The 22,070-nt window shown below is 43.8% G+C and carries 25 protein-coding genes; 6 read left to right on the forward strand and 19 right to left on the reverse strand.

Annotation, left to right across the window (positions count from 1 at the left end; translation table 11 throughout):
• Positions 1–123: 123 nt before the first annotated feature.
• From GPK88_RS06535 to GPK88_RS06550, 4 genes are all read right to left on the reverse strand, one after another.
• Complete coding sequence (locus GPK88_RS06535) at positions 124–762, reverse strand: MATE family efflux transporter (RefSeq protein ID WP_215707615.1); 639 nt, start codon at positions 760–762, stop codon at positions 124–126.
• Positions 746–1,183, reverse strand: coding sequence for an MATE family efflux transporter (locus GPK88_RS06540; protein ID WP_148448108.1), 438 nt, complete (start codon positions 1,181–1,183; stop codon positions 746–748). Before GPK88_RS06540 ends, GPK88_RS06535 begins: the two co-directional genes overlap by 17 nt.
• 15 nt (positions 1,184–1,198) lie before the next feature.
• Complete coding sequence (locus GPK88_RS06545; protein ID WP_021976129.1) at positions 1,199–1,639, reverse strand: MarR family winged helix-turn-helix transcriptional regulator; 441 nt, start codon at positions 1,637–1,639, stop codon at positions 1,199–1,201.
• Positions 1,640–1,740: 101 nt separating this feature from the next.
• On the reverse strand, positions 1,741–2,925 hold the full coding sequence (locus GPK88_RS06550; RefSeq protein ID WP_021976130.1) for an MFS transporter: 1,185 nt from the start codon (positions 2,923–2,925) through the stop codon (positions 1,741–1,743).
• Between the two features lie 140 nt (positions 2,926–3,065).
• Between GPK88_RS06550 and GPK88_RS06555 the strand changes: the two genes are divergently transcribed.
• Entirely contained in the window at positions 3,066–3,974 is a 909-nt protein-coding gene (locus GPK88_RS06555) for an AraC family transcriptional regulator (protein WP_215707616.1), read from the forward strand.
• A 44-nt stretch (positions 3,975–4,018) separates the two neighbouring features.
• Here GPK88_RS06555 and GPK88_RS06560 read toward each other — a convergent pair whose 3' ends face one another.
• From GPK88_RS06560 to GPK88_RS06595, 8 genes are all read right to left on the reverse strand, one after another.
• Complete coding sequence (locus GPK88_RS06560) at positions 4,019–5,002, reverse strand: D-2-hydroxyacid dehydrogenase (protein WP_215707617.1); 984 nt, start codon at positions 5,000–5,002, stop codon at positions 4,019–4,021.
• A 24-nt stretch (positions 5,003–5,026) separates the two neighbouring features.
• Complete coding sequence (locus tag GPK88_RS06565; RefSeq protein WP_118063134.1) at positions 5,027–5,503, reverse strand: pyridoxamine 5'-phosphate oxidase family protein; 477 nt, start codon at positions 5,501–5,503, stop codon at positions 5,027–5,029.
• 371 nt (positions 5,504–5,874) lie between these two features.
• Complete coding sequence (locus GPK88_RS06570) at positions 5,875–6,147, reverse strand: hypothetical protein (RefSeq protein WP_215707618.1); 273 nt, start codon at positions 6,145–6,147, stop codon at positions 5,875–5,877.
• Positions 6,148–6,166: 19 nt separating this feature from the next.
• Complete coding sequence (locus GPK88_RS06575; RefSeq protein WP_021976135.1) at positions 6,167–6,394, reverse strand: DUF3791 domain-containing protein; 228 nt, start codon at positions 6,392–6,394, stop codon at positions 6,167–6,169.
• Positions 6,391–6,861, reverse strand: a complete 471-nt coding sequence (locus GPK88_RS06580; RefSeq protein ID WP_118063129.1) for a DUF3990 domain-containing protein — start codon at positions 6,859–6,861, stop codon at positions 6,391–6,393. Before GPK88_RS06580 ends, GPK88_RS06575 begins: the two co-directional genes overlap by 4 nt.
• A complete protein-coding gene (locus tag GPK88_RS06585; protein ID WP_418721709.1) occupies positions 6,861–7,091 on the reverse strand; it encodes a DUF3791 domain-containing protein in 231 nt (76 codons plus the stop codon). Before GPK88_RS06585 ends, GPK88_RS06580 begins: the two co-directional genes overlap by 1 nt.
• Positions 7,092–7,118: 27 nt before the next feature.
• Positions 7,119–8,264: an aldo/keto reductase gene (locus tag GPK88_RS06590; protein ID WP_215707619.1), complete on the reverse strand. Its 1,146-nt coding sequence runs from the start codon at positions 8,262–8,264 to the stop codon at positions 7,119–7,121.
• A gap of 17 nt (positions 8,265–8,281) precedes the next feature.
• Positions 8,282–9,145, reverse strand: a complete 864-nt coding sequence (locus tag GPK88_RS06595; RefSeq protein ID WP_021976139.1) for a LysR family transcriptional regulator — start codon at positions 9,143–9,145, stop codon at positions 8,282–8,284.
• Positions 9,146–9,296: 151 nt separating this feature from the next.
• Between GPK88_RS06595 and GPK88_RS06600 the strand changes: the two genes are divergently transcribed.
• Positions 9,297–10,676 (forward strand): MATE family efflux transporter, encoded by a 1,380-nt coding sequence (locus GPK88_RS06600; RefSeq protein ID WP_118071657.1) that lies wholly within the window; start codon positions 9,297–9,299, stop codon positions 10,674–10,676.
• 29 nt (positions 10,677–10,705) lie between these two features.
• Here GPK88_RS06600 and GPK88_RS06605 read toward each other — a convergent pair whose 3' ends face one another.
• From GPK88_RS06605 to citD, 3 genes are all read right to left on the reverse strand, one after another.
• Positions 10,706–11,611: a DegV family protein gene (locus GPK88_RS06605; protein ID WP_021976141.1), complete on the reverse strand. Its 906-nt coding sequence runs from the start codon at positions 11,609–11,611 to the stop codon at positions 10,706–10,708.
• Between the two features lie 108 nt (positions 11,612–11,719).
• Entirely contained in the window at positions 11,720–12,643 is a 924-nt protein-coding gene (locus GPK88_RS06610; RefSeq protein WP_244092662.1) for an aldolase/citrate lyase family protein, read from the reverse strand.
• On the reverse strand, positions 12,640–12,939 hold the full coding sequence (citD, locus tag GPK88_RS06615) for a citrate lyase acyl carrier protein (RefSeq protein WP_173772341.1): 300 nt from the start codon (positions 12,937–12,939) through the stop codon (positions 12,640–12,642). Before citD ends, GPK88_RS06610 begins: the two co-directional genes overlap by 4 nt.
• A 293-nt stretch (positions 12,940–13,232) precedes the next feature.
• Here citD and GPK88_RS06620 point away from each other — a divergent pair, with 293 nt between their 5' ends.
• Positions 13,233–14,219 carry a Gfo/Idh/MocA family protein gene (locus GPK88_RS06620; RefSeq protein ID WP_173762764.1) on the forward strand — a complete coding sequence of 329 codons (987 nt, stop codon included), beginning with the start codon at positions 13,233–13,235 and terminating at the stop codon, positions 14,217–14,219.
• Between the two features lie 20 nt (positions 14,220–14,239).
• Here the strand turns inward: GPK88_RS06620 and GPK88_RS06625 are convergent, their stop codons facing one another.
• From GPK88_RS06625 to GPK88_RS06635, 3 genes are read right to left on the reverse strand one after another with little or no spacing between them, the layout of a single operon-like run.
• Complete coding sequence (locus tag GPK88_RS06625; protein ID WP_173762765.1) at positions 14,240–15,385, reverse strand: ABC transporter permease; 1,146 nt, start codon at positions 15,383–15,385, stop codon at positions 14,240–14,242.
• The gene (locus GPK88_RS06630) at positions 15,372–16,496 is read right to left on the reverse strand and encodes an ABC transporter permease (RefSeq protein WP_173762766.1); all 1,125 of its coding nucleotides are present in this window, start codon (positions 16,494–16,496) and stop codon (positions 15,372–15,374) included. The genes GPK88_RS06625 and GPK88_RS06630 overlap by 14 nt, the downstream gene beginning before the upstream one ends.
• A 13-nt stretch (positions 16,497–16,509) precedes the next feature.
• Positions 16,510–17,439 (reverse strand): ABC transporter ATP-binding protein, encoded by a 930-nt coding sequence (locus GPK88_RS06635; protein WP_148448236.1) that lies wholly within the window; start codon positions 17,437–17,439, stop codon positions 16,510–16,512.
• A gap of 257 nt (positions 17,440–17,696) precedes the next feature.
• On the opposite strand from GPK88_RS06635, the gene GPK88_RS06640 reads away from it, so the two are divergent.
• The 3 genes from GPK88_RS06640 to GPK88_RS06650 are packed head-to-tail and all read left to right on the forward strand — an operon-like array spanning position 17,697 to position 20,547.
• A complete protein-coding gene (locus tag GPK88_RS06640) occupies positions 17,697–18,878 on the forward strand; it encodes a sensor histidine kinase (RefSeq protein WP_215707620.1) in 1,182 nt (393 codons plus the stop codon).
• A 20-nt stretch (positions 18,879–18,898) separates the two neighbouring features.
• Positions 18,899–19,519: a response regulator gene (locus tag GPK88_RS06645; protein WP_215707621.1), complete on the forward strand. Its 621-nt coding sequence runs from the start codon at positions 18,899–18,901 to the stop codon at positions 19,517–19,519.
• A gap of 11 nt (positions 19,520–19,530) precedes the next feature.
• The gene (locus GPK88_RS06650; protein ID WP_215707622.1) at positions 19,531–20,547 is read left to right on the forward strand and encodes an RluA family pseudouridine synthase; all 1,017 of its coding nucleotides are present in this window, start codon (positions 19,531–19,533) and stop codon (positions 20,545–20,547) included.
• On the opposite strand, the gene GPK88_RS06655 is transcribed toward GPK88_RS06650, so the two are convergent.
• Positions 20,529–21,935, reverse strand: coding sequence for an MATE family efflux transporter (locus tag GPK88_RS06655; protein ID WP_173762769.1), 1,407 nt, complete (start codon positions 21,933–21,935; stop codon positions 20,529–20,531). The genes GPK88_RS06650 and GPK88_RS06655 overlap by 19 nt on opposite strands.
• Between the last annotated feature and the right edge of the window lie 135 nt (positions 21,936–22,070).

Genomic DNA, 22,070 nt, shown 5'->3' on the forward strand with positions numbered 1-22,070 from the left:
TAACACAGGAGATTACTTATATCTAAAGATCTTCCCTCCCCCTGCATAGCAGGGGGTTTATTTTTACTGTCACACAAAAAGCCAGAGCAGCCTCCTCAATTTCGGAAGCTGCCCTGTCCCATTTTATACTTTTACGCTCCACATATTTCTGTATTTTCTGAAATAAAAAATACTCATAAGAATACTCAAAACCTCACCAGCTGTAATGGACATCCATACTCCATCCATGCCAAAGATCCCTGGCAGTATCAGTACCGGCGCGATCATGAAAATGACAGTTCGGCAGAAAGATAAGATCGCAGATGTTTTTCCATCGTTTAATGCAGTGAACCAGCCGGATGCAAATACGTTGTAGGCCATCATCAGGAAGCTGGTTGCCACGATCCGGAATCCATACAGTGCGATCGTCTCCACCTGGGCGTTGTTTTTTGCAAAAAAATCTACTACAGCACCGCCTGCCAGATAACTTAGCACAGTGACCACAATTCCTGCAATTCCCAAAGTCCATATACTGATGCAGAACAGCTTGGAAAGCCGTTCTTTATCTCCACGTCCCAGATTATAACTGACAACAGAAGAAATTCCATTTATATAACCACGGAACAATCCGCCGAACAGTTCCTGTTCATACAGGATAATCGTCAGAGAAGCCACTCCATCTGATCCGCCAATCTTCATCAGAATACGGTTAAACAGAATCGCGATTACAGAAAATGCAAGCACATTGACCATCTCTGAAGCGCCATTAATACAGCTGTTCACAATAGTCTGCATTCTCCACTTTGGTCTTACAATGTGCAAAATCTGTTTTCGATTGAAGCTGAACCATAAAATTCCTGCAATGGACGGAAATGCATATCCGATTCCTGTTGCAATAGCTGCGCCTGCCAGTTCCCAGTGAAAAATCTTCCTGTGCTTCTCTCTGCTTACCTTCTCCTAATTTTTTTGCTACCAGTGCATTTCCACCACTGCCAAACATCATTCCGATTGCCGACGCAAGAAAGATCATTGGCATTGTGATATTGATCGCAGATAACGCATCTGTATCCACCAGTCTTGCAATAAAAATCCCATCCACCGTAGAATACAGGCTGGAAAAAATACTGGATAAAATCGTTGGCAATGCAAATACGATCAGCCAGCGGAAACTGACTTCATGTTCTAATTTAACTTGTGTATCCAAAAAATATCTCCTCTCTTATATATCTTCCATCTTACTCAGTAAGATATCCGCAAATTTATTCTGTACTGTAATAACAGTTTCCACATCTCTGTCATCCAGCATTCCTATGACTTCTTCCTCATACTGAAACAGCGGCTGAACCAGATTTCTGGCAAAACGTTCTCCACTTTCTGTCAGTGATATGATCTTTTCTCTTTTGTTCTGTGGATTAACCTGCATCCAGATATATCCTGCATTTAACTGTTTCTTAATAAGGCTGTTAACAGAAGTCTTAGGTGCTCCCAGTTTCATACTTAACTCTTTCTGTGTGATCTCCCTGTTTTCCTTCTGAAAAATTTCATAAAACATCATCATTTCATATAAAGTTAATTTATGTTTCGTAGCCCATACATCATATACCTGATCTATTTTCTGTGCTGATTCATAGATCCGGTCAATTTTTTCCCGGTTCGTCAATGATATTTACCTCCATAAAAAATAGTACGATTTCGTACCGTTAGATATTAGTTCGAAATCGTACTATTGTCAATAGCAATTTATAAAATTTAAGAATTATTTCACTCTGCACTCCGGCTCTTTCCCAAAAGCAGAATTCCCACCAGCAAAAATACAGGGAAAATAACCCCTGCCAGGATTCCTTTTTTCAGGTTGTCTGATAATATCCCGGACACAAATCCAACTAAAGTCGGACCTCCGGAGCATCCTACATCTCCGGCCAGTGCAAGAAGCGCAAACAGGGATGTACCTCCTCTTCGCAGTGCCATGGATGCCTTGCTGAAGCTTCCCGGCCACATGATTCCCACGGAAAATCCGCAGATGGAACAGCCGATCAGTGACACAAATGCAGATGGTGCAAGGGAAATGCAGAGATAGGAAATAATGCAGAGAATGCTGCTGCCGATCATAAATTTGTCCAGATCCATCCTGTCTCCGAATTTTCCATAAAAGGCTCTGGAACTTCCCATCAGGATCGCAAATGCCATAGGACCTGCAAGGTCTCCGATGGTCTTGGTTACTCCCAGTCCCTGCTCCGCAAATGTTGAAGCCCACTGGCTGACACCCTGTTCACTTGCACCGGCACACAGCATCATTAACATCAGGATCCAGAATGTCTTATTCCTGCATAATTCTCTTATTGTCATTCCTGTCTCGCCCTCTTCGATCAGAGTTGCGATAGGAACTTTTGTAAATGTAATACCATTTACAATAGGAACAATCGCCCAGATCAGTGCCATGATCTTCCAGTTTTCAATTCCAAATATACGGAAAAAGATCGTGGAAAGCAGGACCACTGCCACATGACCCCAGCAGTAAAAGGAATGCAGAAGGCTCATTGCCTTTTCTTTATTATCACTTGGGCAGCTCTCCACAATAGGGCTGATCAGCACTTCGATCAATCCGCCGCCTACTGCATAGATCACTACGGAAATAAATAATCCCGCAAATGCATTAGGCAAAAGATCCGGCAGGATCACCAGGCAGATCAGTCCTGCCGCTGAAAATACATGAGCCAGAACAATGGAAATCCGGTAGCCGATCCGGTCTACAAATTTTGCAGACAGAAGATCAATGAGCAGCTGGATCCCGAAATTGAATGTGATCAGCATTGTGATCTGGCTCAGTGGAATATGGTAGCTTTTTTCAAATGTCAGAAAAAGCAGCGGCACAAAGTTATTTACGATTGCCTGCACGATGTAACCCACAAAACAGGCATATACCGTTTTCTGATATTTGTCTTTCATCAGAAATCCTCCTCCATATTATTGTAATTCCTTTTCAATCTTTTGTATTATATCACCACATTTTAAAATTGTAATTGCACTTTTCTTTCATTTTATAGTACAATATCACTATATATAACAGAAAGGAATTTTGTAATCTCATGCAGAACATTCATACAAACAGCAATCTGCAGGAAACCACAAAACACGGCGGACCTGATTTTCCTTTGGAATTTTATATAGATGATACTCGAAAATTTTATAATAACGATATCAATTGGCACTGGCATAAGGAATTTGAGATCATCTGCGTTTCAGAGGGTACTGTTACTTGCCAGGTTGAGCAGAAAACCTATACCTTACATTCCGGCGAAGGAATTTTTATCAACAGTGGTATGCTGCATCATTTCACAGCCGAAAACTATGGCGTCATGCCTAATATTGTATTTTCCCCCACTTTTCTTGCTCCAAATGAAAGTCTTATTTACAAAAAATATATTCTGCCATTAGAAAATGCCATGCTTCCCTGCGTTATTTTCAAGCAGCAAACATGGCAAAAACATATTCTGGATCTCTGCGGTCAATTGTTTCTTAATCTGGCCTCACCGGAAAGACAGGAGCTTCTCATTCATAACCTTTTAAGTGAAATCTGGCTTATTATGACAGAGCATCTTTCCCCGGAACAGCTTACTCCCAGATCAAGTGTTCTGCCTTCACACTCTGAACGCATGATTCCAATAATGCTCGAGTATATCCAGACACACTACGCCGCCCCAATATCACTGACAGATATTGCAGCTGCCGCGAATATCAGTCCCAACACCACTTTGCGCTATTTCCGGGAAAATATCGGAATATCCCCGGTCGAGTATCTTATTCAATATCGTATCAGCATCGCCTGCAAAATATTAAGGGAAAGCTCTGACAAAATAGCCAGCGTTTCTGTCAGAGTCGGATATGACAATGTCAGTTATTTTTGCAGGATCTTTAAAAAACTTGTAGGAAAATCTCCCTCTCAATATCGAACTGAAGCGAAATCATCCGTTAATTTTCCCGGCAAATTTTCCTGAGATACTTCCGGGTACGAGCCTTGCACCGATATTCATCGCCTTTGTTAATATCCCTCATTTAACCGGACAATATTCTTTAATTCTTTTCCGTTCAGATATCGTTCCATATTTTCCATGCAAATGTTCCAGATCATGTCCTGAACTTCTGCGTTTCCTCCGAAACTTGGGCCTGCGATGTGTGGGGTGAGAATAACCTGGTCCATTTCCCACAGCGGAGAATCGAACGGAAGTGGTTCTGTCTCAAATACATCCAGGACTGCGCCTTTTAAGTGGCACTCCTGTAATGCCCGGATCAGGTCTTCTGTTGGAATAAGGCTTCCTCTTCCTACATTGATTAGAACTGCATCTTTTTTCATGGAATGCAGACGGTCGTAATTCAGAAGTCCTTTTGTTTCCAAAGTTCCCGGAAGGCAGCCGATCACAATGTCCGCCTGTGGCAGTTTATCATCCAGTGCTGTCAGATCGTATACCTCATCAAAGTCTTTCAGCTGCTGCGAATGTTCTGAGACCGCTGTTCTTTTTATTCCAGTCACATGGGTTTCAAATGCTTGCATTCTGTGAGCGATGTTTTTTCCGATGTCACCGGTTCCCAGGATAAGAACATTTTTTCCATATATGGTGTCTGATGATCTATTCTGTACCCAGAGACGTTCCTGCTTGTTTTTCCAGTAAACAGGAAGTCCTCGATACAGGGCAATGATGTTCCCGATCACATATTCCGATATAATTTTTCCGAAAGCTCCGGAAGCATTGGTCAATGTAATAGTTTCCGGGAATATTTTCATTTTTGTATATTTGTCTGCGCCAGCCCAGGTCAGCTGGATCCAATGGAGATTTTCGGCTTTCCGAAGTTCCGATTCTTCCGGTTCTCCGATCACAACCTCTGCTGTTGTAATGGAGTCCCTGATTTCATTTTCTTCAAAAACAAACTCACATTTCTCTCCAAATTTTGTTATAAACCTGTTTCGGATTTCCGCGTCACACTGTGGCTTTATCAGGACTTTTATTTTCTTCTCTGTATTTTCCATGATGTTCTTCTCCGCAGGCGATTTTCAGGACTCATTTACCAGTTTTCCGGTCATATGCTCCGGTTCCAGCTCCAGGCAGAGAACTGCAGGACCGGAATGTTTCAGTTCATGTTCCACGTATGCTTTATCATCCGTGAATTTTTTGCATAAATTTGTGCAGATTTCCACGACCTTTTCCGGTTCTTCCACTATACGGAGGCGTCCAAACACAATCACACTTCGAATGTTTAGTGCCCATTCTCCTTCCTTTCGATATCCCTCGTCCATAACACAGAATGAAACTTTGTCACAATTTTTGATGGCATCAATCTTATGACCAGATTTTGCTCCGTGGAAATAGATTTTTCCATCTTTCTCGTTATACCAGTGGGTCATAGGCATTCCATAGGGATATCCATCCTCTCCCTGCACGGAAAGCACGCCTCTTGGTTCTTTTTTCAGGATTTCGATACATTCTTCTTTGGTTAATTCCTGTTTGGATCTTCTCATTTTTCGAAACATAAGCTAGTCCTCCTCTTGCCCTGTATTAGTCTATTTTCTGTCTGCTATGACTGTTTTTTCGTTATCTTTACTTTACTATCTTTCAAAAATAACTTTATATGTTCCCAGCACCTGTCTGCATGGAATTTTTGCTGCATTTTCTGCTGTAAATGTATCTCTGGGATAGGTCGTTTCCGGCTCTTGTGGATAGGCTGGAAGGGTTTTTCCGATGCTGACACCATGGGCATCCTTTTCAGTAAACTTCCACTGAAATGTGCAGTCACAGAATTCTTTATTCTCGGTGATCGTCTCCGGCTTTTTTAATTCCGGTGTTTCTTTCAGGAAATAACATCCCGCATTGTCTTTTTCTGCCGGGCAGGAGCCTTCGATTCCTACCCCTGTAAATGAAATTTCAATGAAATCTGTTTGAAAAGTAGTTGTCCTTCTTTCTGAAATTGTACTTCATTCCAGTAACCGATATTCAGCCAACCTCTGTTTCCGTCTTTTTCTACCGGTGTGTTAAATTCCAGATAACCATTACTGTTGTCCTGGATCTCTGCATTGATTCTGAGAACCGGACGCAGAGAAACAAATCCCTCCGGAATGATCGCCCTGATCCTGTCCTGCTCAATGCCATAGGCCATTACGTATTGTTCTACCTGCATGAATTTTTCCCCTTGTTACTTATTCCATGTTCCATGGCTGTTTTTTATTATATTCTATTTCCAGCTCTTCCGCCAGATATCCATCACTCATACAATGCATATCTGAAATTCCCTCACTTATCAACTGATACAGCTGTGAATGATAAAAAATACCCAATGCTGTTTCAACAGAAATCCCCATTTTTTCTGCAAATAATTCTACTATCCGTACATATTTCTTTTGTAACAAAATCGGATTAGCATTCATACTTCAAAACTCCTCTCATAATGAAGATGCTCCAAAGACTCCTCTGTGCGAAAACAGATTTGCATATTCGGCTTTTCATACTTCAGTCTGCTAATTGCCTCATTTTTGTCAATCAACTGATCAAAATACAGTTCAACCGTATTGAACACTTTATCATTGGCCACTCCGCCCATAACAATATCATAATCTGAATCATCCTTTTCTCTTCTGCAATTCATAATAAAATCCAGCCATTCTTCAGAATAAGAATCAAATTTCAAAATTTTCAGATTTTCCTGTGCGTTTTCTTCAAACTCAAAGGTTGTAACAATCCCTTGTTTACCGCGCCGTTTGAATTTTCCACACCATTTCACAGCCTGGTCTCTGAGAGGTGTCACATAAAATCCTTTACCAAAATCAACATCTGACCGGGAATGTTTTAAATCTGGATTTTTCACTTCAAGCCATGAGCCATGATATACTATCATTACAAAACACCTCTCTCTTTCATAACCTCAATAATATCATCCACAATATATTCTTTCCCCTGGGTATGAAGTATCTCATATTCCGGAATGATGTAATCATTCAAAATATCACTTTTTTCTGTCAGCGCATCATATACCTTTTCTGCACTTACACCCAGTTTTGCTGCTATATTTTCAATACAAAATATCGCAAACTCCAGTTCTCTTGACTTTTCTATGTTTTGTTTCATCATTTCCAAGGCCTCCTGTATCAGATATCAACACCCAAACAACTTCGCAGTTTTCTCCATCCTTTCTGCGATCGGCACTCCAAACGGGCAGCGGGTTTCGCATTCCTGGCAGCCGATGCATTCGGAAGCTTTGTGCTCCAGAAGTTCATAGTGGGATCTTATGGTTGCGGGGACTTCCGGCTGCATGGTGGCAAGATCGTAGAATTTATTGATCATGGCAATGTCCAGTTCTGCCGCACATGGCTTGCAGTGTCCGCAGTAAGTGCACTCTCCTTTATAGGAATGGAACGGTGCATTAGCGATCACAGATGCGTAATCTTTTTCTTCCTCCGTTGCTGTTTCATATGCTACGGCATCATTGACCTGCTCTTTTGTGTCATAGCCGCACATGATGGAACAGACTGCAGGTCTTGTAAGTGCGTAATGGATGCACTGTACCGGTGTCAGGCTTACACCGAAAGGAGAACGTTTTTCATCAAAAAGTCTTCCCCCTGCAAAACCTTTCATAACTGTGATACCCACATCATTTTCTTCGCATGCTTTGTACAGGCGAGCACGGTCTGCATCGATTCCTTTTAAGCTGCTGTCAAATTCTTCCGCAAACATGGTATCAATATTTTCACTTGCAGGAAGCATATCAAAAGCCGGATTGATACTGAAAAGGATCATTTCCACATATCCGGATTCCGCTGCTTTTTTCGCTACTTTCGGGTTGTGGGAACTCATGCCGATGTGACGGATCACGCCGGTTCTCTTCAGTTCCATCACGTAATCCATATATTCCGAATGCTGGAGATTTTCCCATTCCTCCTCAGAGTCCACATAATGGATCATGCCAAGATCAATATAATCCGTCTGGAGCCTTTTTAAAAGATCCTCAAATGCAGGACGCACATATTCCATCTCTCTGGTACGGTAATACTGCTCGTCCTTCCATGTTGATCCGATATGTCCCTGAATAAACCATTTGTCACGGTTCTCCCTGATTCCCTCCCCAATGATATTTCTGGATTTCGGGTCCGGCATCCAGCAGTCCAGGATATTGATCCCCTGTGCAGATGCATAATGGATCAACTCAATACTTTCTTCCTCCGGATGGCGTTCCAGCCACTCTCCTCCAAAACCGATCTCGCTGACCTGAAGCTCTGTTTTTCCTAATCTTCTTGTTTTCATTACTTTTTCCTCCTGATCTATTCTATAATTATACTCTTAAATATCTCTGCTGCCTTACTGAATACCGCATGCTTTTTCCATACCAGAGCCTGTCTGGTAGGAAGCTGGGGTTCCAGCGGAAGAAAACATACTTCCGGATCCAGTTCCGGTGCCAGCATCTCTCTGGTTGTCAGAAAATACCCTAACCCCTGCTGTACAAAAGAAATGGGGCTTCCATGAACCACATTATAGGTTGCCGCAATATTTAAGTCCTCCACATCCATTTCTGCCCAGTGCGCAATCTCATTCTGAAGACCAATTCTCTGATGCATGATGAGAGGCATTGTCCTGATATCTTCTTTTGTTATCACTTTTCCGCTGGAAAATGGATCGTCTTTCTTTGCAAGGATTCCCCATTGTGAAATCTCTTTCAGGGAAAAAAAATCGTATTTCACATTGTCAATGGGCTGCAGCATAACTGCAAAATCCAGTGTTCCATGGTTCAATCGCTCCGACACGTCTGTGGCATCTCCACTGTAAAAATGAAACTTCACATCCGGATATCGTTCCCGAAGCTTCGCAGCTGCCCCAAGAACCGATGGCGGCGTACCTCCACCCATATAAATATCTCCGATGACATCTTCCGTATCTGAGCTGATTTCCTGCTGGGTCTTCTCCACCAGTTCCAGGATTTCTTCTGCCCGCTTGCGCAAAAGAACCCCCTCCTCTGTCAGAGTGATCTTCCGTTTTCCACGGATCAGAAGTTTTTTCCCCAGTTTCTTCTCCAGTTCCATCAGTTGCTTTGACAGAGAAGGCTGTGCAATATGCAGGCTCTCTGCTGCCCTTGTGATATTCTCTTCCCTTGCCACTGCCAGAAAATAACGTAATTCACGAACTTCCATAAGCATCTTCCTATCATTCTTATTAGCTATATAATATCATAGTTAATAGGTATTTGCTATTATTTTTCCAAGGATATATACTGTATATGGTATGAGGCAAAAAAGCTTCTGTTTGCATTATCATTTTACTAAAATCAATGAGGTGTTCTTTATGAAATCAAAAAAACAGACCGCAAAGCTGGATATCCTGAACGGTTCTATCTGGAATAAGATTCCTCTGTACGCTCTCCCTGTAGCAGCAACCGGAATTCTGGAACAGCTGTTTAACGCATCGGATATTGCGATCGTAGGAAATTTTGCCAGCACAGACCGTACTGTTGCCATTGCTGCGGTAGGTGCCAACAGCCCTGTGATCGGCGTGATCCTGAATCTTTTCATCGGTCTCTCCCTGGGAACCAATGTTGTCATTGCCAATGCTATCGGGAGAAAAGATGAGCATGAAGTCCAGAAAGCTGTGCACACTTCCGTTCTGGCCGCTTTTCTGGCAGGTATCCTGACTACTTTGCTTGGAGAATGGCTGATCGGAAATTTCTTAAATCTGCTTAATGTTCCGGCAGATGTTTTTCCATATGCACTTTTGTATATCCGTATTTATCTTCTGGGATTGCCTGTGATCTTTCTCTTTAATTTTGAGGCTGCTATTTTCCGTAGTACCGGCGATACCAGGACACCTCTTCTGGCCCTGTTCTGCGGCGGTGTATTGAATGTGCTTTTGAATCTCTTTTTTGTAATCGTCCTTGGAATGAATGTGAACGGAGTTGCCACAGCCACTGTGATCGCCAATATTGTCAGCTCCTCCATTCTTTTTATCAAACTGACAAAAACAGAGAAATGGGTACATCTTGACTTACATAAACTATCCATTGACAGAGCCTGTCTCCTGAAGATCCTGCGGATCGGACTTCCTGCCGGAATCCAGAGTGCCGTATTTAATATCGCCAATCTGGTGATCCAGTCTGCTATCAACAGTCTTGGAACTCTTGTGATCGCAGCATCCAGTGCAGCCTTCAATATTGAGATCCTGGTATATTATGTATTTAATTCATTCAGCCAGGCCTGCACAACATTCGTGGGACAGAATTATGGCGCAAAGCAGATCCGGCGATGCAAAAAAGTTCTGCTGTTATGTGTAGCCGAAGGTCTGGTAACAACTGCTGCAGCTGCCATCCTGATCCTCTCCAGCGGAAAATTCCTGCTCTCCCTGTTTAACAGTGATCCCCAGGTTATTGACATCGGTTATACCCGTCTGGTCATTATCTTTTCCGCATACATTTTCAGTCTGCTCTATGAGATCATGTCCGGCTATCTCCGGGGTTTCGGGATTTCTTTTGTCCCGGCACTGCTTACAACCATCGGTGTCTGCGGAACCAGGATTGCATGGGTATATGCCGTATTCCCGAACCACCGCAGTTTTTCCAGCCTGATGATGGTTTATCCTGTCAGCCTGTCCACAACAGCGTTGCTTATTCTCATCGCAGTGCTTGTTTATCATCCGGCCCGCAGATACCAAAACAGGACCGACAGACATTAATCGTCTGCCGGCCCTGTTCTTTCTTAAACTTATACCATATCACTCCGCCGGATGATTCCAATCCCAATGGCATACGGGCCTGTATGCACACCGATGGTAGCTCCGATCCGGTGAATGGGAACTGTCTCTGTTGTTCCGAATTTTTCTTCCAGGCTCTGCATCAGCATTTTCTGGAAGCTCTCCGCTTCTTCATATCCATAGCAGTAACCAATGACCAGGGAACAGTTCTCTGGAGTATACCCGTTCTCTTCCATGTAATCAAGAAGCAGGTCAATGGTTCCTGCCATAGATTTTTTTCTGCCCCTTTTCAGCCCCGGTGAATAAATCTCACCGTCCTTTAAGGTAATCAGCGGTTTCACATTGAGAAGCTTACCTGCAATGCTGGCAACCTTTCCAATGCGTCCGCCGTGCTCCAGATATTCCAGATTTCCTACCGTAAAAAAGATCCTCTGGGTATCTGTCAGCTGGTTCATTCTTTCAATGCTGTCTTTCAGAGTATAACCCAGGTCACGAAGTCTGCAGGCTTCCAGCACATAAAGCCCCTGCATCAACGTACAGGCCAGAGAGTCAATGATCTTCACCTGAATGTCCGGATACTTCTCTGCAAGCATCTTTGCTGCGATCTCTGCGGACTGCATGGAGGAACTAAGCTTGGTGGAAATACAGATACAAAGGATATCTTTTCCCTCTTTTGCCTTTTCTTTAAAAACTTCATAATAATCATTTGGAGACGGTGCCGCTGTCAGCGGAAAAACATTGGACTCCGCCACCATTTTCCCGTAAAAATCCTCCAGACGGATTTCTACACCTTCTTTTTTATATTCTTTTCCGTCAAAAGAAACCAGGAAATGCACCTCGCCGATTTCTTTTTCTTTCACGATCTCTTCCGGCAGATCGCAGGAACCGTCACTTACAATAGTAAAATATTTTTCCATAAAAACCCTCTTCACACGATAATAATGTTAATTCTTTTATTATAATCATTTTGACATTTTCTGTCCATGTAAAACTATAACACTTACGGGGATTCCTCATTTTCTCTATCACTTTATTCCATTTGTGAATCCGACTTTTTCTTTACATCTTTTTCCGGTTGTTATAAGATTGCTATATAAACATCTTTGAATTCTAAGGAGATTGCCATGTCTGATTATATTATCACCCAGATCCGTCAGGCAGATAAATACGGAAATCATCTGGTCGATGAGCTGCTTGCTGCTGAGGGGATCCGAAGAGATGCAAACCTGGATTATACCTGCGGGATGTATTATGACGAGATGATTGATAATGGATTTTCCGTCAAATCCCATAAGATGGATGGTTTCCACATCCTGACGGAATCCTTCCATGTTGTCAAGGTCTGTATAAACCGTATCAAAACACTGTACTCCTGCTGCTCTTGCCGCGATCACAAGATTCTGTCTCGCACCCATCAGCTCGATTCCTGTTCCTGTAATATGTGTCTGAAGATCTTTTGTGTAATCACCGCCGGAAAGGGCAATGCCGAAAAGTCTCTCACTGGACTCGCAGATATCAAGAGCCTTCATCACACCTCTGGCAGATTCCACAGCTGCCATGATCAGGACGCTTCCCTCAGGACGGCCGAACTCTTTTTCCGCATAGGCGATCTCACGCTCCACAAGTTTTACATCCTGTGCACTTTCTGTCTTCGGGATACGGATGGAATCACATCCACCGGCAACGGAGCAGCGGATATCTTCTTTCCAGTACGGGCTGTCCAGGCCGTTGATCCTGACTACCCGTTCACATCCACGATAGTTAATTGTTTTCAGTGCATGATACAGGGAAAAACGTGCCGCGTCTTTCTGGTTCTCTGCTACTGCGTCTTCTAGGTCCAGCATGATAGAATCTGGTTTATAAATGTATGGATCTTTGATAAGTCCCGGTTTCTGAGCATTCAGAAACATCATTGTTCTTCTCAGTCTTTTTTTGTTCGGATTGTTCATCGGATATCCCCTCCCCATGGTAAATGTTCCGTCTGTAATACAGAGCGGTAAACTGCTGCTTCAATACGTGCTTTGATCGTACAATCCAATGCACCTTTGTCTACGATGGTAAGTTTTACGTCGCTGACGCCAAGATTTTTCAGAGTTTCCAGTTCTACTTTACGGATCTGGTTTCCATACTGGTTGATCACGGAGCTTTCCATGGAAAAATCTACATTTCCTTCTCCTTTTTCTACAGTTACCTGGCAGTCGCTGGATTCCAGAGTTCCTGCAATGGCTGGCCTTACGATATCCATGTTTATCCTCCTTTTGATCCGGTAACATAACTGCTGCCGGAACCTTTATGTTGTGTTCTTTTGTTCATCTGAAGCTATCGTAAGGTCGTAACCTTACAGGAGAAATAATATTTTTCTTAATATTTGTTAAGGTACGGAATTTTTCCTGCTTTTCTTTTTATAAAACAGATATTCGCAATGTTGGTAAATCTGCCCATTGCGTTTTCTTCGTAAGGTTAGTATAATAACCTCATATTTTAAAAGTGAAAATTTATATACTTTTTATATTTTTCATTCACAGGGAGGATTTGATCATGAAAGAACGTTTAAACTGGGCAGTTCTTGGTACCGGTGTGATCGCCAATCAGATGGCGCAGGCACTTCAGAAAATGGGAAAACCGCTGTATGCAGTTGGAAACCGTACCTATGAGAAAGCCGTTGCCTTTGCAGAAAAATACGGTGTACAGAAGGTTTATTCAGAAATTGATGAAATGTTTACTGACGAAAATGTGGATATTATCTACATTACAAGTCCTCACAATACCCATTATGCCTTTATGAAAAAAGCACTGCTTCACGGCAAGCACCTTTTTGTGGAGAAATCCATCACCCTTAACAGCCGTGAGCTGGATGAAATGATCGCTCTGGCCAGGGAAAAAAATCTCATTCTTGCCGAGGCCATGACGATCTGGCATATGCCCATTTACAAAAAACTCTGGGAAACAGTTAGAAGTGGTTCTCTTGGAAAAGTCCAGATGATCACCATGAACTTTGGAAGTTTTAAAGAATATAACATGAACAACCGCTTTTTCAATATGAACCTGGCAGGCGGTGCCATGCTGGATATCGGTGTTTACGCACTCTCCATTGTCCGAAGTTTTATGGATGAAAAACCGGATGAGATCTTAAGCCAGTGGAAGCCTTCTCCTACCGGTTCTGATGAGCAGGCAACCATTCTTCTTAAAAATCCTTCCGGTCAGATGGCGACTGTCGCACTTTCCATGCACTCCAAACAGCCGAAACGTGCCATGATCAGCTGTGAGAAAGGTTATATCGAGATCATGGAATATCCACGTGCAGATAAAGCAGTGATCGTGGATGCAGAGACAGGAGAAAAAACTGAAATTTCCTGCGGTGACACTTCCGATGCACTGCTTTATGAGATGGAGGATATGGAACATGCAGTTCTTACACGTGATACCTCCGGCTTATATCTGAATTATACAAAAGACGTTATGGATATCATGACCTATCTTCGTAAAGAATGGAATATGAAATACCCGGATGAAAACTGGGACTGATCTTCTTCAGTTACTTCTGTTTATTTCTGCCTCTGATACCTGGTCACCACCAGGATCATGCAGACAAAAGCAATCGCAAACATAGCTTCCAGCCCGATACCTTTCCAAACGGATGCAGCTGCCTCACCTGTGAGGTGGCTGTAGCTTCCAAGAGTCTCATTTACCGTTTCATACCAGTATACAGGAAGAAACTGAGACACCTTCAGGACATTTCTGTCCATAACATTCATGGGAACAAAAACACCACACAGAAAACACATTCCAAGAGACAGGATATTGGCAATCCCGCTTAACATGTTGCTGTTTTTTACAAAAAGCCCGATCAGGTAGGAAAGAGAAAGTGCCACTGCCATCATCACCAGGGTGTTCAGTACATAGTATCCGAAGTTCTCTGAACCTGGAAATGTTTTTCCATACATAAGAATGGCACCTGCCATACCGATTCCCCATAAGCCCCCGCCCATGACAAACATGGCCAGAAGTCCTTCCAGGCTTTGTCTTCTTGCCGAGACTGCCGACGCCTGCATTCTTTCAGGAATATCATTTTTTTTGAAAGCCATCAGCACATATCCCATGACATAGCAGAGTACTGCAAGAAACAGATACGGCATATAGCGAAAATAATAGAGCCATCCTGGGGTACTGCCATTTCCGTCTGTATTCAGCATGGTGACTTCTCCTCTTTTTTCATCCAGGATCGCTGCTGCCGCTTCCTCTTTGGAAAAACCGGCTTCCAGATATGTCCGCATGGTGTTGAGGCAGTTCTCAAGCTGCTGATCTACATAATATGCTGAGTAGGATCCGGGCACTTTTGTCACGGAAATACTTTCCCCGTTTACCATACAGCTCTCATAAAAATTCTCAGGGATCACCACGATATACTCTACATTTCTGTAAAAAAGCTCTTCCTGAAGCTTCTCCCTGCTGTCTTCCAGCATGGTCACATGATGGGTGTTTTCAAGCCATTTTACCAGTCCTTCTGTCAGTGGCCCGTTATCTTTATCCACCACACCAATCTTTATTTTTTCGCTTTCATAACTGGTATAGGTTTCCTTACCGGCTGCTGCCTGAAGTGCCATTGTCACCCCGAAAAAGATGCCCAGATACAGGAGGATCAGACCTGTATTTTTTTTCATAATTCTCATATAGCCTTTAAATACTGTCATAACGTTCCCTCCTGACCATGAAAAAGGATGCCATCACCAGCACCACACACATCACTGCCAGTGTAGCCAGACTTCTGTAATATCTGGCTGTATCATCATATACATTGATACAGTAAAACGCATCGGCGATCAGTGATGCCGGATTGATCCGGTTTACAAACGGGGCGCTTTTTTCCACCATATCTTTCATGTTTCCATTCATCAGTCCCGCAAGGAAACTGCTTACCATGGAGATTCCAAGCATGATCCCGATCTTGGCACCTTCCTGCATTTTTCCGAAACTGCCGATAAACATTCCCATGGACACACCGATAAGACTTCCGAAAAAAGATACCACCAGCATTTTTCCCATCTGTCCCTGAAAATCCAGATTGAGAATGTACCGGAGATACAGGATCAGAATGATCACGTCCACATAGCCCAGGGCAAAAGATGCAAGCTGGTCTGTAAGGATCAGTTTCAGCTTGTGAGTTGGCGTCACGCAACGCCTGGCTGCCAGAGGTGTGATGTTAGCCTGAATCCCCATAGCAGAGCCAAAGCCGATAAAACATCCGTACAGACAGGCCATGGCGATCAGTGCGTAAAAAAACTGCACATTTCCGTCAATGGTACGGCCCCCAAGTGATACTTCTTTTACCAGGCTGCCGGAACTTAACAGGGTCTTCATGGTTTCCACATCCATCTGGGGATTTTTTTCCATAATGTTAGTGATGGTCATTCTGGTGTTTTCGCAGCTGTCGAGAACCGTCTGGAGGATGCTCTCCTCCATTCCGGTTCCTGCTACTGTAAGAGAAGGTTCTTTTCCTACATAATAAATTCCTTTTACTTTTTTATCCTGTAATGCTTCCAAAGCTTCCTTTTCCGGCATTTCTTCTGCTTTTAAAAGATCCGGGCTGCTTTTTTTCACCTCATCCAGATATGTCATAAAAAACGGATCTGCGGAATCTTCCTTCACCACTGCCACCGGAACCGTCTGAAAATCTGCTTCATTGATATTTCCAAATGCAAAGTAGAAAAAAGTTCCAAGCACAAGTGGAAAAACCAGCGGCCAGAAGATGATATTAAAATTCCGGACCTTGGAAAGAAAACTGTATTTCAGTAAATGCAGCATTTCAGCTCACCTCCTAATCTCTCAGCTGTTTTCCGGTGATCTCCAGAAATACATCGTTCAGTGTAGGAAGCTCCGAAAAGACTCTTCCAAAAGAAATATCCTGGCTCTGCAGATAATTGAGAAGCCGGATCAGGTTATGCTTGGCATCGGTACAGCGCACGATCAGCACCTGTTTTTCATACTGTACATCAAACACATGATCCAGTGTGCGAATATCCTGGAGATTTTTTTCTTCCAGGGCAATGGCTTCCACTGTGATGGTCTCTCCTGTTTTGATCATCTGCTTCAGTTCCTCTTTTGTTCCCTGCGCGATCACTCTTCCGTGATCCATGATGGCGATCCTGGTGCAGATCTGCTCTACCTCTTCCATGTAGTGGGAAGTGTAGATAATGGTGGAGCCTTGCCGGTTCAGTGTCTGGATTCCTTCCAGGATCTTGTTTCTGCTCTGAGGATCTACGGCTACCGTTGGCTCATCCATGATGATCAGCCTTGGTTTGTGAGCGATCCCGCAGGCAATGTTCAGTCGGCGCAGAAGACCTCCAGAAAGTTTCTTCGGGTGCATTTTTCGGAAATCTTCCAGGCCTGTAAATTCAATGGCTTCCTCCACCAGCTCTTTTCTTCGTTTTTTGTCTCTTATGTAAAGGCCGCAGAAATAATCGATGTTTTCCTGTACTGTCAACTCCTCGAAAACGGCTATATTCTGAAGCACGATGCCGATCTGTTCTTTAATCTTATAGCTGTCCGGTTTCATCTCTTCCCCGAAAATTTCCACCTGACCTCTGTCGTATTTCAGCAGGGACAACAGACAGCTGATGGCCGTTGTTTTTCCGGAACCGTTGGGGCCAAGCAATCCGAAGATCTCGCCTTCCCGAATATCCAGATCCAGATGATTCAGTGCGGTAAGATCACCGTACCGTTTTACCAGATTTTCTATGTGAACCATACCCTGTGGCATATGTTTTCCTCCTTTTTCACAGTCCGTTAAACGGGACTTTTCTGTTTTATCTCAAAAATTTATATTTCTTTTATGATGCCATTATAACTTTTTCTTCTGTATGCTCCAAGTGTGTGATGTCATTACCTGCAGATGACAAATGTCATGTCTTTTGTAAGAGCGTAGATTTTTCTTTGCAGGAAGGAGCTGGTATACTATAATAAAAATACATTGCTGTAATTCCGGGAAAGGAGGGTTTATTTTTTATGCGTTATTTTACAGATTCCGCTATATTGCTTTTATACAGTATGCTGGCATTTTTTTATGTACCGGCAGACCAGGCCCTTGTATTCTCCCTCCTTTTTACAGTGATCCTTGGATGCGTTACTTATCTGTGCAGGGCATCTGAAACAGAATCCTGGTCCCACAATTCTTTACCAGTGCTGAAACGCTTCGACAACAGGATCCTGGTTCTCACCGGAAGTTATGTGATCTTTGGGTTCTCTTCCCTGTGGATCCCGGATCTTCTTTTATTTTTCCCCCTGCTTCTGTATCAGACTTTATCTGCCGGGCTTTTTCCTCTGGCAGTGGTGGAATTTCCATTCTGGGGACTCCTCGCTTTTCGTTTCCATAAGTTTCCGGAATTTCTCTGTCTCGCCGGGATCTTTGGTTTTATCCTCGCGTTTTTTCTTTGGTCTCATACCAGACAATATGAGATCCTTACCCGGAATTTCCGCCAGAGCCGTGATGACAGCGAAGAACACGCACTTCTTCTTTCCGAAAAAAACAAGGCGCTTCTGGAAAAACAGGATTATGAGATCTATGCTGCAACTCTCAGGGAGCGAAACCGGATCGCGCGAGAGATCCACGACAACGTAGGCCATGTGCTCTCCCGCTCCATTCTTATGACTGCGGCCTGCAAAACCATCAACAAAAATGAAGCACTTGATCCGCTTCTTGGAAATCTGGAAGAATCTCTGAACGGCGCCATGAACAGCATCCGTTCCAGTGTCCATGATCTTCACGATGATGCGGTGAATCTGGAAGATGCCATAAAGGGACTTGTAAAAGATTTCAGCTTCTGCCCGGTAACCCTCACCTATGATATGTCCAGGCAGGTTCCAAGAGAGGTGAAATACAGTTTGATCAGTATTACAAAAGAAGGGCTTTCCAATGTGATGCGGCACAGTAATGCAGATTCCGTCAATATTCTTCTCCGGGAGCATCCTGCACTTTATCAGCTGTGCATTGAGGATAATGGTACGCTGGGAAGTAAAATTCCGGATATACAAACAGATGCGGACAGCAATAAAATGGAAACTGTTTCTGGCGGCATGGGACTGTCCAATATCCGGGACCGTGTGAAAGCGCTGGGTGGTACGGTCCAGATTACACAGGAGAAGGGTTTTCGGATCTTTGTGACGATTCCGAAATCTGGTTCTAATTAAGACAAACAGGAGATTTTAACATGAAGATTATAATCGTAGACGATGACTGCCTGGTTTCAGGTGCATTAAAAACCATTCTTGAGGCAAATCCGGATATCCAGGTGGCTGCCACCGGCTCTGATGGTAAAGAGGCCTGCTCCCTGTATAAAGAATATCTTCCGGATATCCTTCTGATGGATATCCGTATGAAAGGAATGGACGGACTGGAAGCTTCCAGAAAGATCCTGGGTGAATTTCCTGAGGCAAAAATTCTTCTTCTGACTACATTTTCTGATGATGAATATATTATAAAAGCCCTCCGCCTTGGCACAAAGGGCTATCTTCTGAAGCAGGATTATGCCAGCATCCTTCCGGCTCTCCAGGCAGTTTACTCCGGTCAGACCGTATTCGGCACAGAGATCATGTCCAAGATCCCGGAACTTCTGCAGTCCTCCGACGGATTTGATTATGCTTCCAGAAATATCAGTGAACGGGAGCTGAATATCATCCGGCTGATCGCCAACGGATACAGCAATAAGGAAATTACCGCGGAACTTTTTCTCAGCGAAGGAACGGTACGGAATTATCTCAGTTCCATTCTGGATAAACTGCAGCTGAGGGACCGGACACAGGTTGCGGTGTTTTATTATCAGCATAGATAAGGAGAACTACAATGAACCGCTATCTTACTATCCATATCCCGGAAACATCTGCCCCGGCACCTGTCTCCCACTTTCTTCGCACCCAGGCCGGTCTTACAAAAAAGCAGATCAGCCAGGCGAAGTTCCGTCCCGGTGGTGTCCAAAAAAACGGACAGCAGTGCCGGGTGACGGAAACTGCTTATCCAGGGGATCAGATTACGGTATGTCTAGAAACGAATGATGTTGACTCTGCACAGCTGGAATCTGCTCCAGCTCCACAGTTTCTTCCTGAACTGGAAATCCTATACGAAGACCAGGATATCCTCGCAGTAAACAAACCCGCCGGACTGGTCACCCACCCCTCCGGTTCCCACTACAGCGACAGCCTCTCCAACCAGGTTGCCGCCTATTTCCGTTCCAAAGATGAGCCTACCAAAGTCCGGTCTATCGGACGACTAGATAAAGAAACTTCCGGCATCCTGCTTTTTGCCCGAAATCAGACTGCTGCCGCCAGATTACAAAAACAACGGGAAAATGGAATTTCAGAGAAAACCTATCTGGCCGCGGTTTCCGGTTCCATGCTGGAAGATACAGACGGAACCTTTCATGCGATCACAACTCCCCTTGCCCCAGATCCGGATAACCGTCTGAAAATGGTCATCTCTCCGGGCAGTTCCCTCCCAGGGAGCAAACCGGCGGTAACTTTATATTCCGTCCTGAAATCCACTGCCCCCGGTTCCAGGATCTCTGCATCCCTTGTAATGCTCCGCCTGAAAACCGGCCGCACCCATCAGATCCGTGTCCACATGGCATCTCTGGGGCATCCGCTTCTGGGTGATTCCCTGTACCATTTATCGGACACAACGAATCTTTTTTCCAGGGCTGCCCTCCACGCATGGAAACTTAAATTTCATCCACCTTTTCCAGCTGGTGAAACGACTTCAGGCATCCTTTCTTCCATGCCCTGCACTGAAAATGCCAAAAAAGAAATCTCCCTGGAAGCACCCCTCCCGGAAGATTTCAAAAAATTTTATGAGACGATGTTCTGAAGCCATACGCCTTTTTTTACGAGGATAAACCCAATGACACATTTCAGCATATCCGCAGCCTGGACCATTGCGTAAATCCCAAGTACAGGAAGTCCTGTAAAACGGCTTAAGGTAAATGCGATCGTCACACTGACCACCCAGATAAACACACTGTCAAACAGGAATGTGATGATAGTCTTTCCACCAGAGCGCAACGTGAAATACGCTGCATGTAAGAATGCATTCTGCGGCATGAAAAATGCTGTGATCATAATAAAATATTTCGCCAGAGTACGAGCCTCGGCATTGGTGTTGTAAAGTTTCGGAAACAGTGGTGCCATCACAAACATCACGGCTGCCACACAGGTACAACAGAACACCGAGAATGCGATCATCTTGTTGTCCGTATCTCTGGCTTCCTTCATCTTACCGGCACCAAGAAGCTGTCCTACAACAATAGCTACGGAATCTCCCAGGGCAATAAATACGATGTTAAATACATTGTTGATCGTATTGGAAATATTTAATCCAGCTACCACATTCAGCCCCCTGACAGAATAACACTGTGTCAGCATGGCCACTCCTGCTGCCCATAAAGTCTCATTGAGAAGCAGCGGTGTTCCCTTGATCAGGATCTTCTTTGTCAGATTTGCAGGAACCTTCAATGTGGAATACAGGCCCTGGGCAAAAATATTCTTTTCCGTATGCTTATGCGTCCAGATCAGGACAATACACGCTTCCACATATCTGGAAAGCACCGTCGCAACAGCAGCACCTCTCACTCCCAGTTCCGGAAATCCAAATTTACCATAAATCAGAAGATAGTTAAATGTCAGATTGATCAGCACCGCCACGATTCCAGCCTTCATAGGAAGCACAGTCTCACCGCACTCACGTAAAGTACTCGCATAGACCTGCACCATCATAAATGGAGGCAGTCCCAGAAGCATGATCCATAAATACTGCCTTCCATAGACAAGTGTATCCCGGATCTCCTGTGCGGTTCCGTCACCTTTTAAATACATGCTGATCAGCGAATCCCCTGCTGTCAGAAACAGTACGATGGTGACCGCTGTCAGGATTACTGCCATCCACAGTTTATAACGAAGTGTCTGACGGACACCCTCGTGATCTTTCTGCCCGAAATACTGAGCTGTAAAAATTCCCGCACCGGAAACCCCTCCGAAAATGCAGAGATTATACACAAAGATCAGCTGATTGACGATCGCCGCACCGGACATCTGCTCTGTACCGATCCGCCCGATCATAATGTTATCCAGAAGACTGACAAAATTTGTGATTCCATTCTGGATCATGATCGGCACCGCAATGGACAGAACCATCAGATAAAACTTCTTATCCCCTACGAACTTCCAGAAAAAAGATGTTTTTTCTTTTACCTTCTCCATAATTTTCCCCCTTGTTCTTTTCGTTTTCCTCCATCCAAAATTCTTCACAAAAAGAAGACTGCTCCTCCGAAACAGTCTTCTTTTTCGTAAGCGTTGTAGCTACTACATTACTACAAACATTTTCTTTTTTCAATA

The sequence above is a fragment of the Blautia sp. MCC269 genome, from assembly GCF_018785655.1.
Taxonomy (GTDB): domain Bacteria; phylum Bacillota; class Clostridia; order Lachnospirales; family Lachnospiraceae; genus Blautia_A.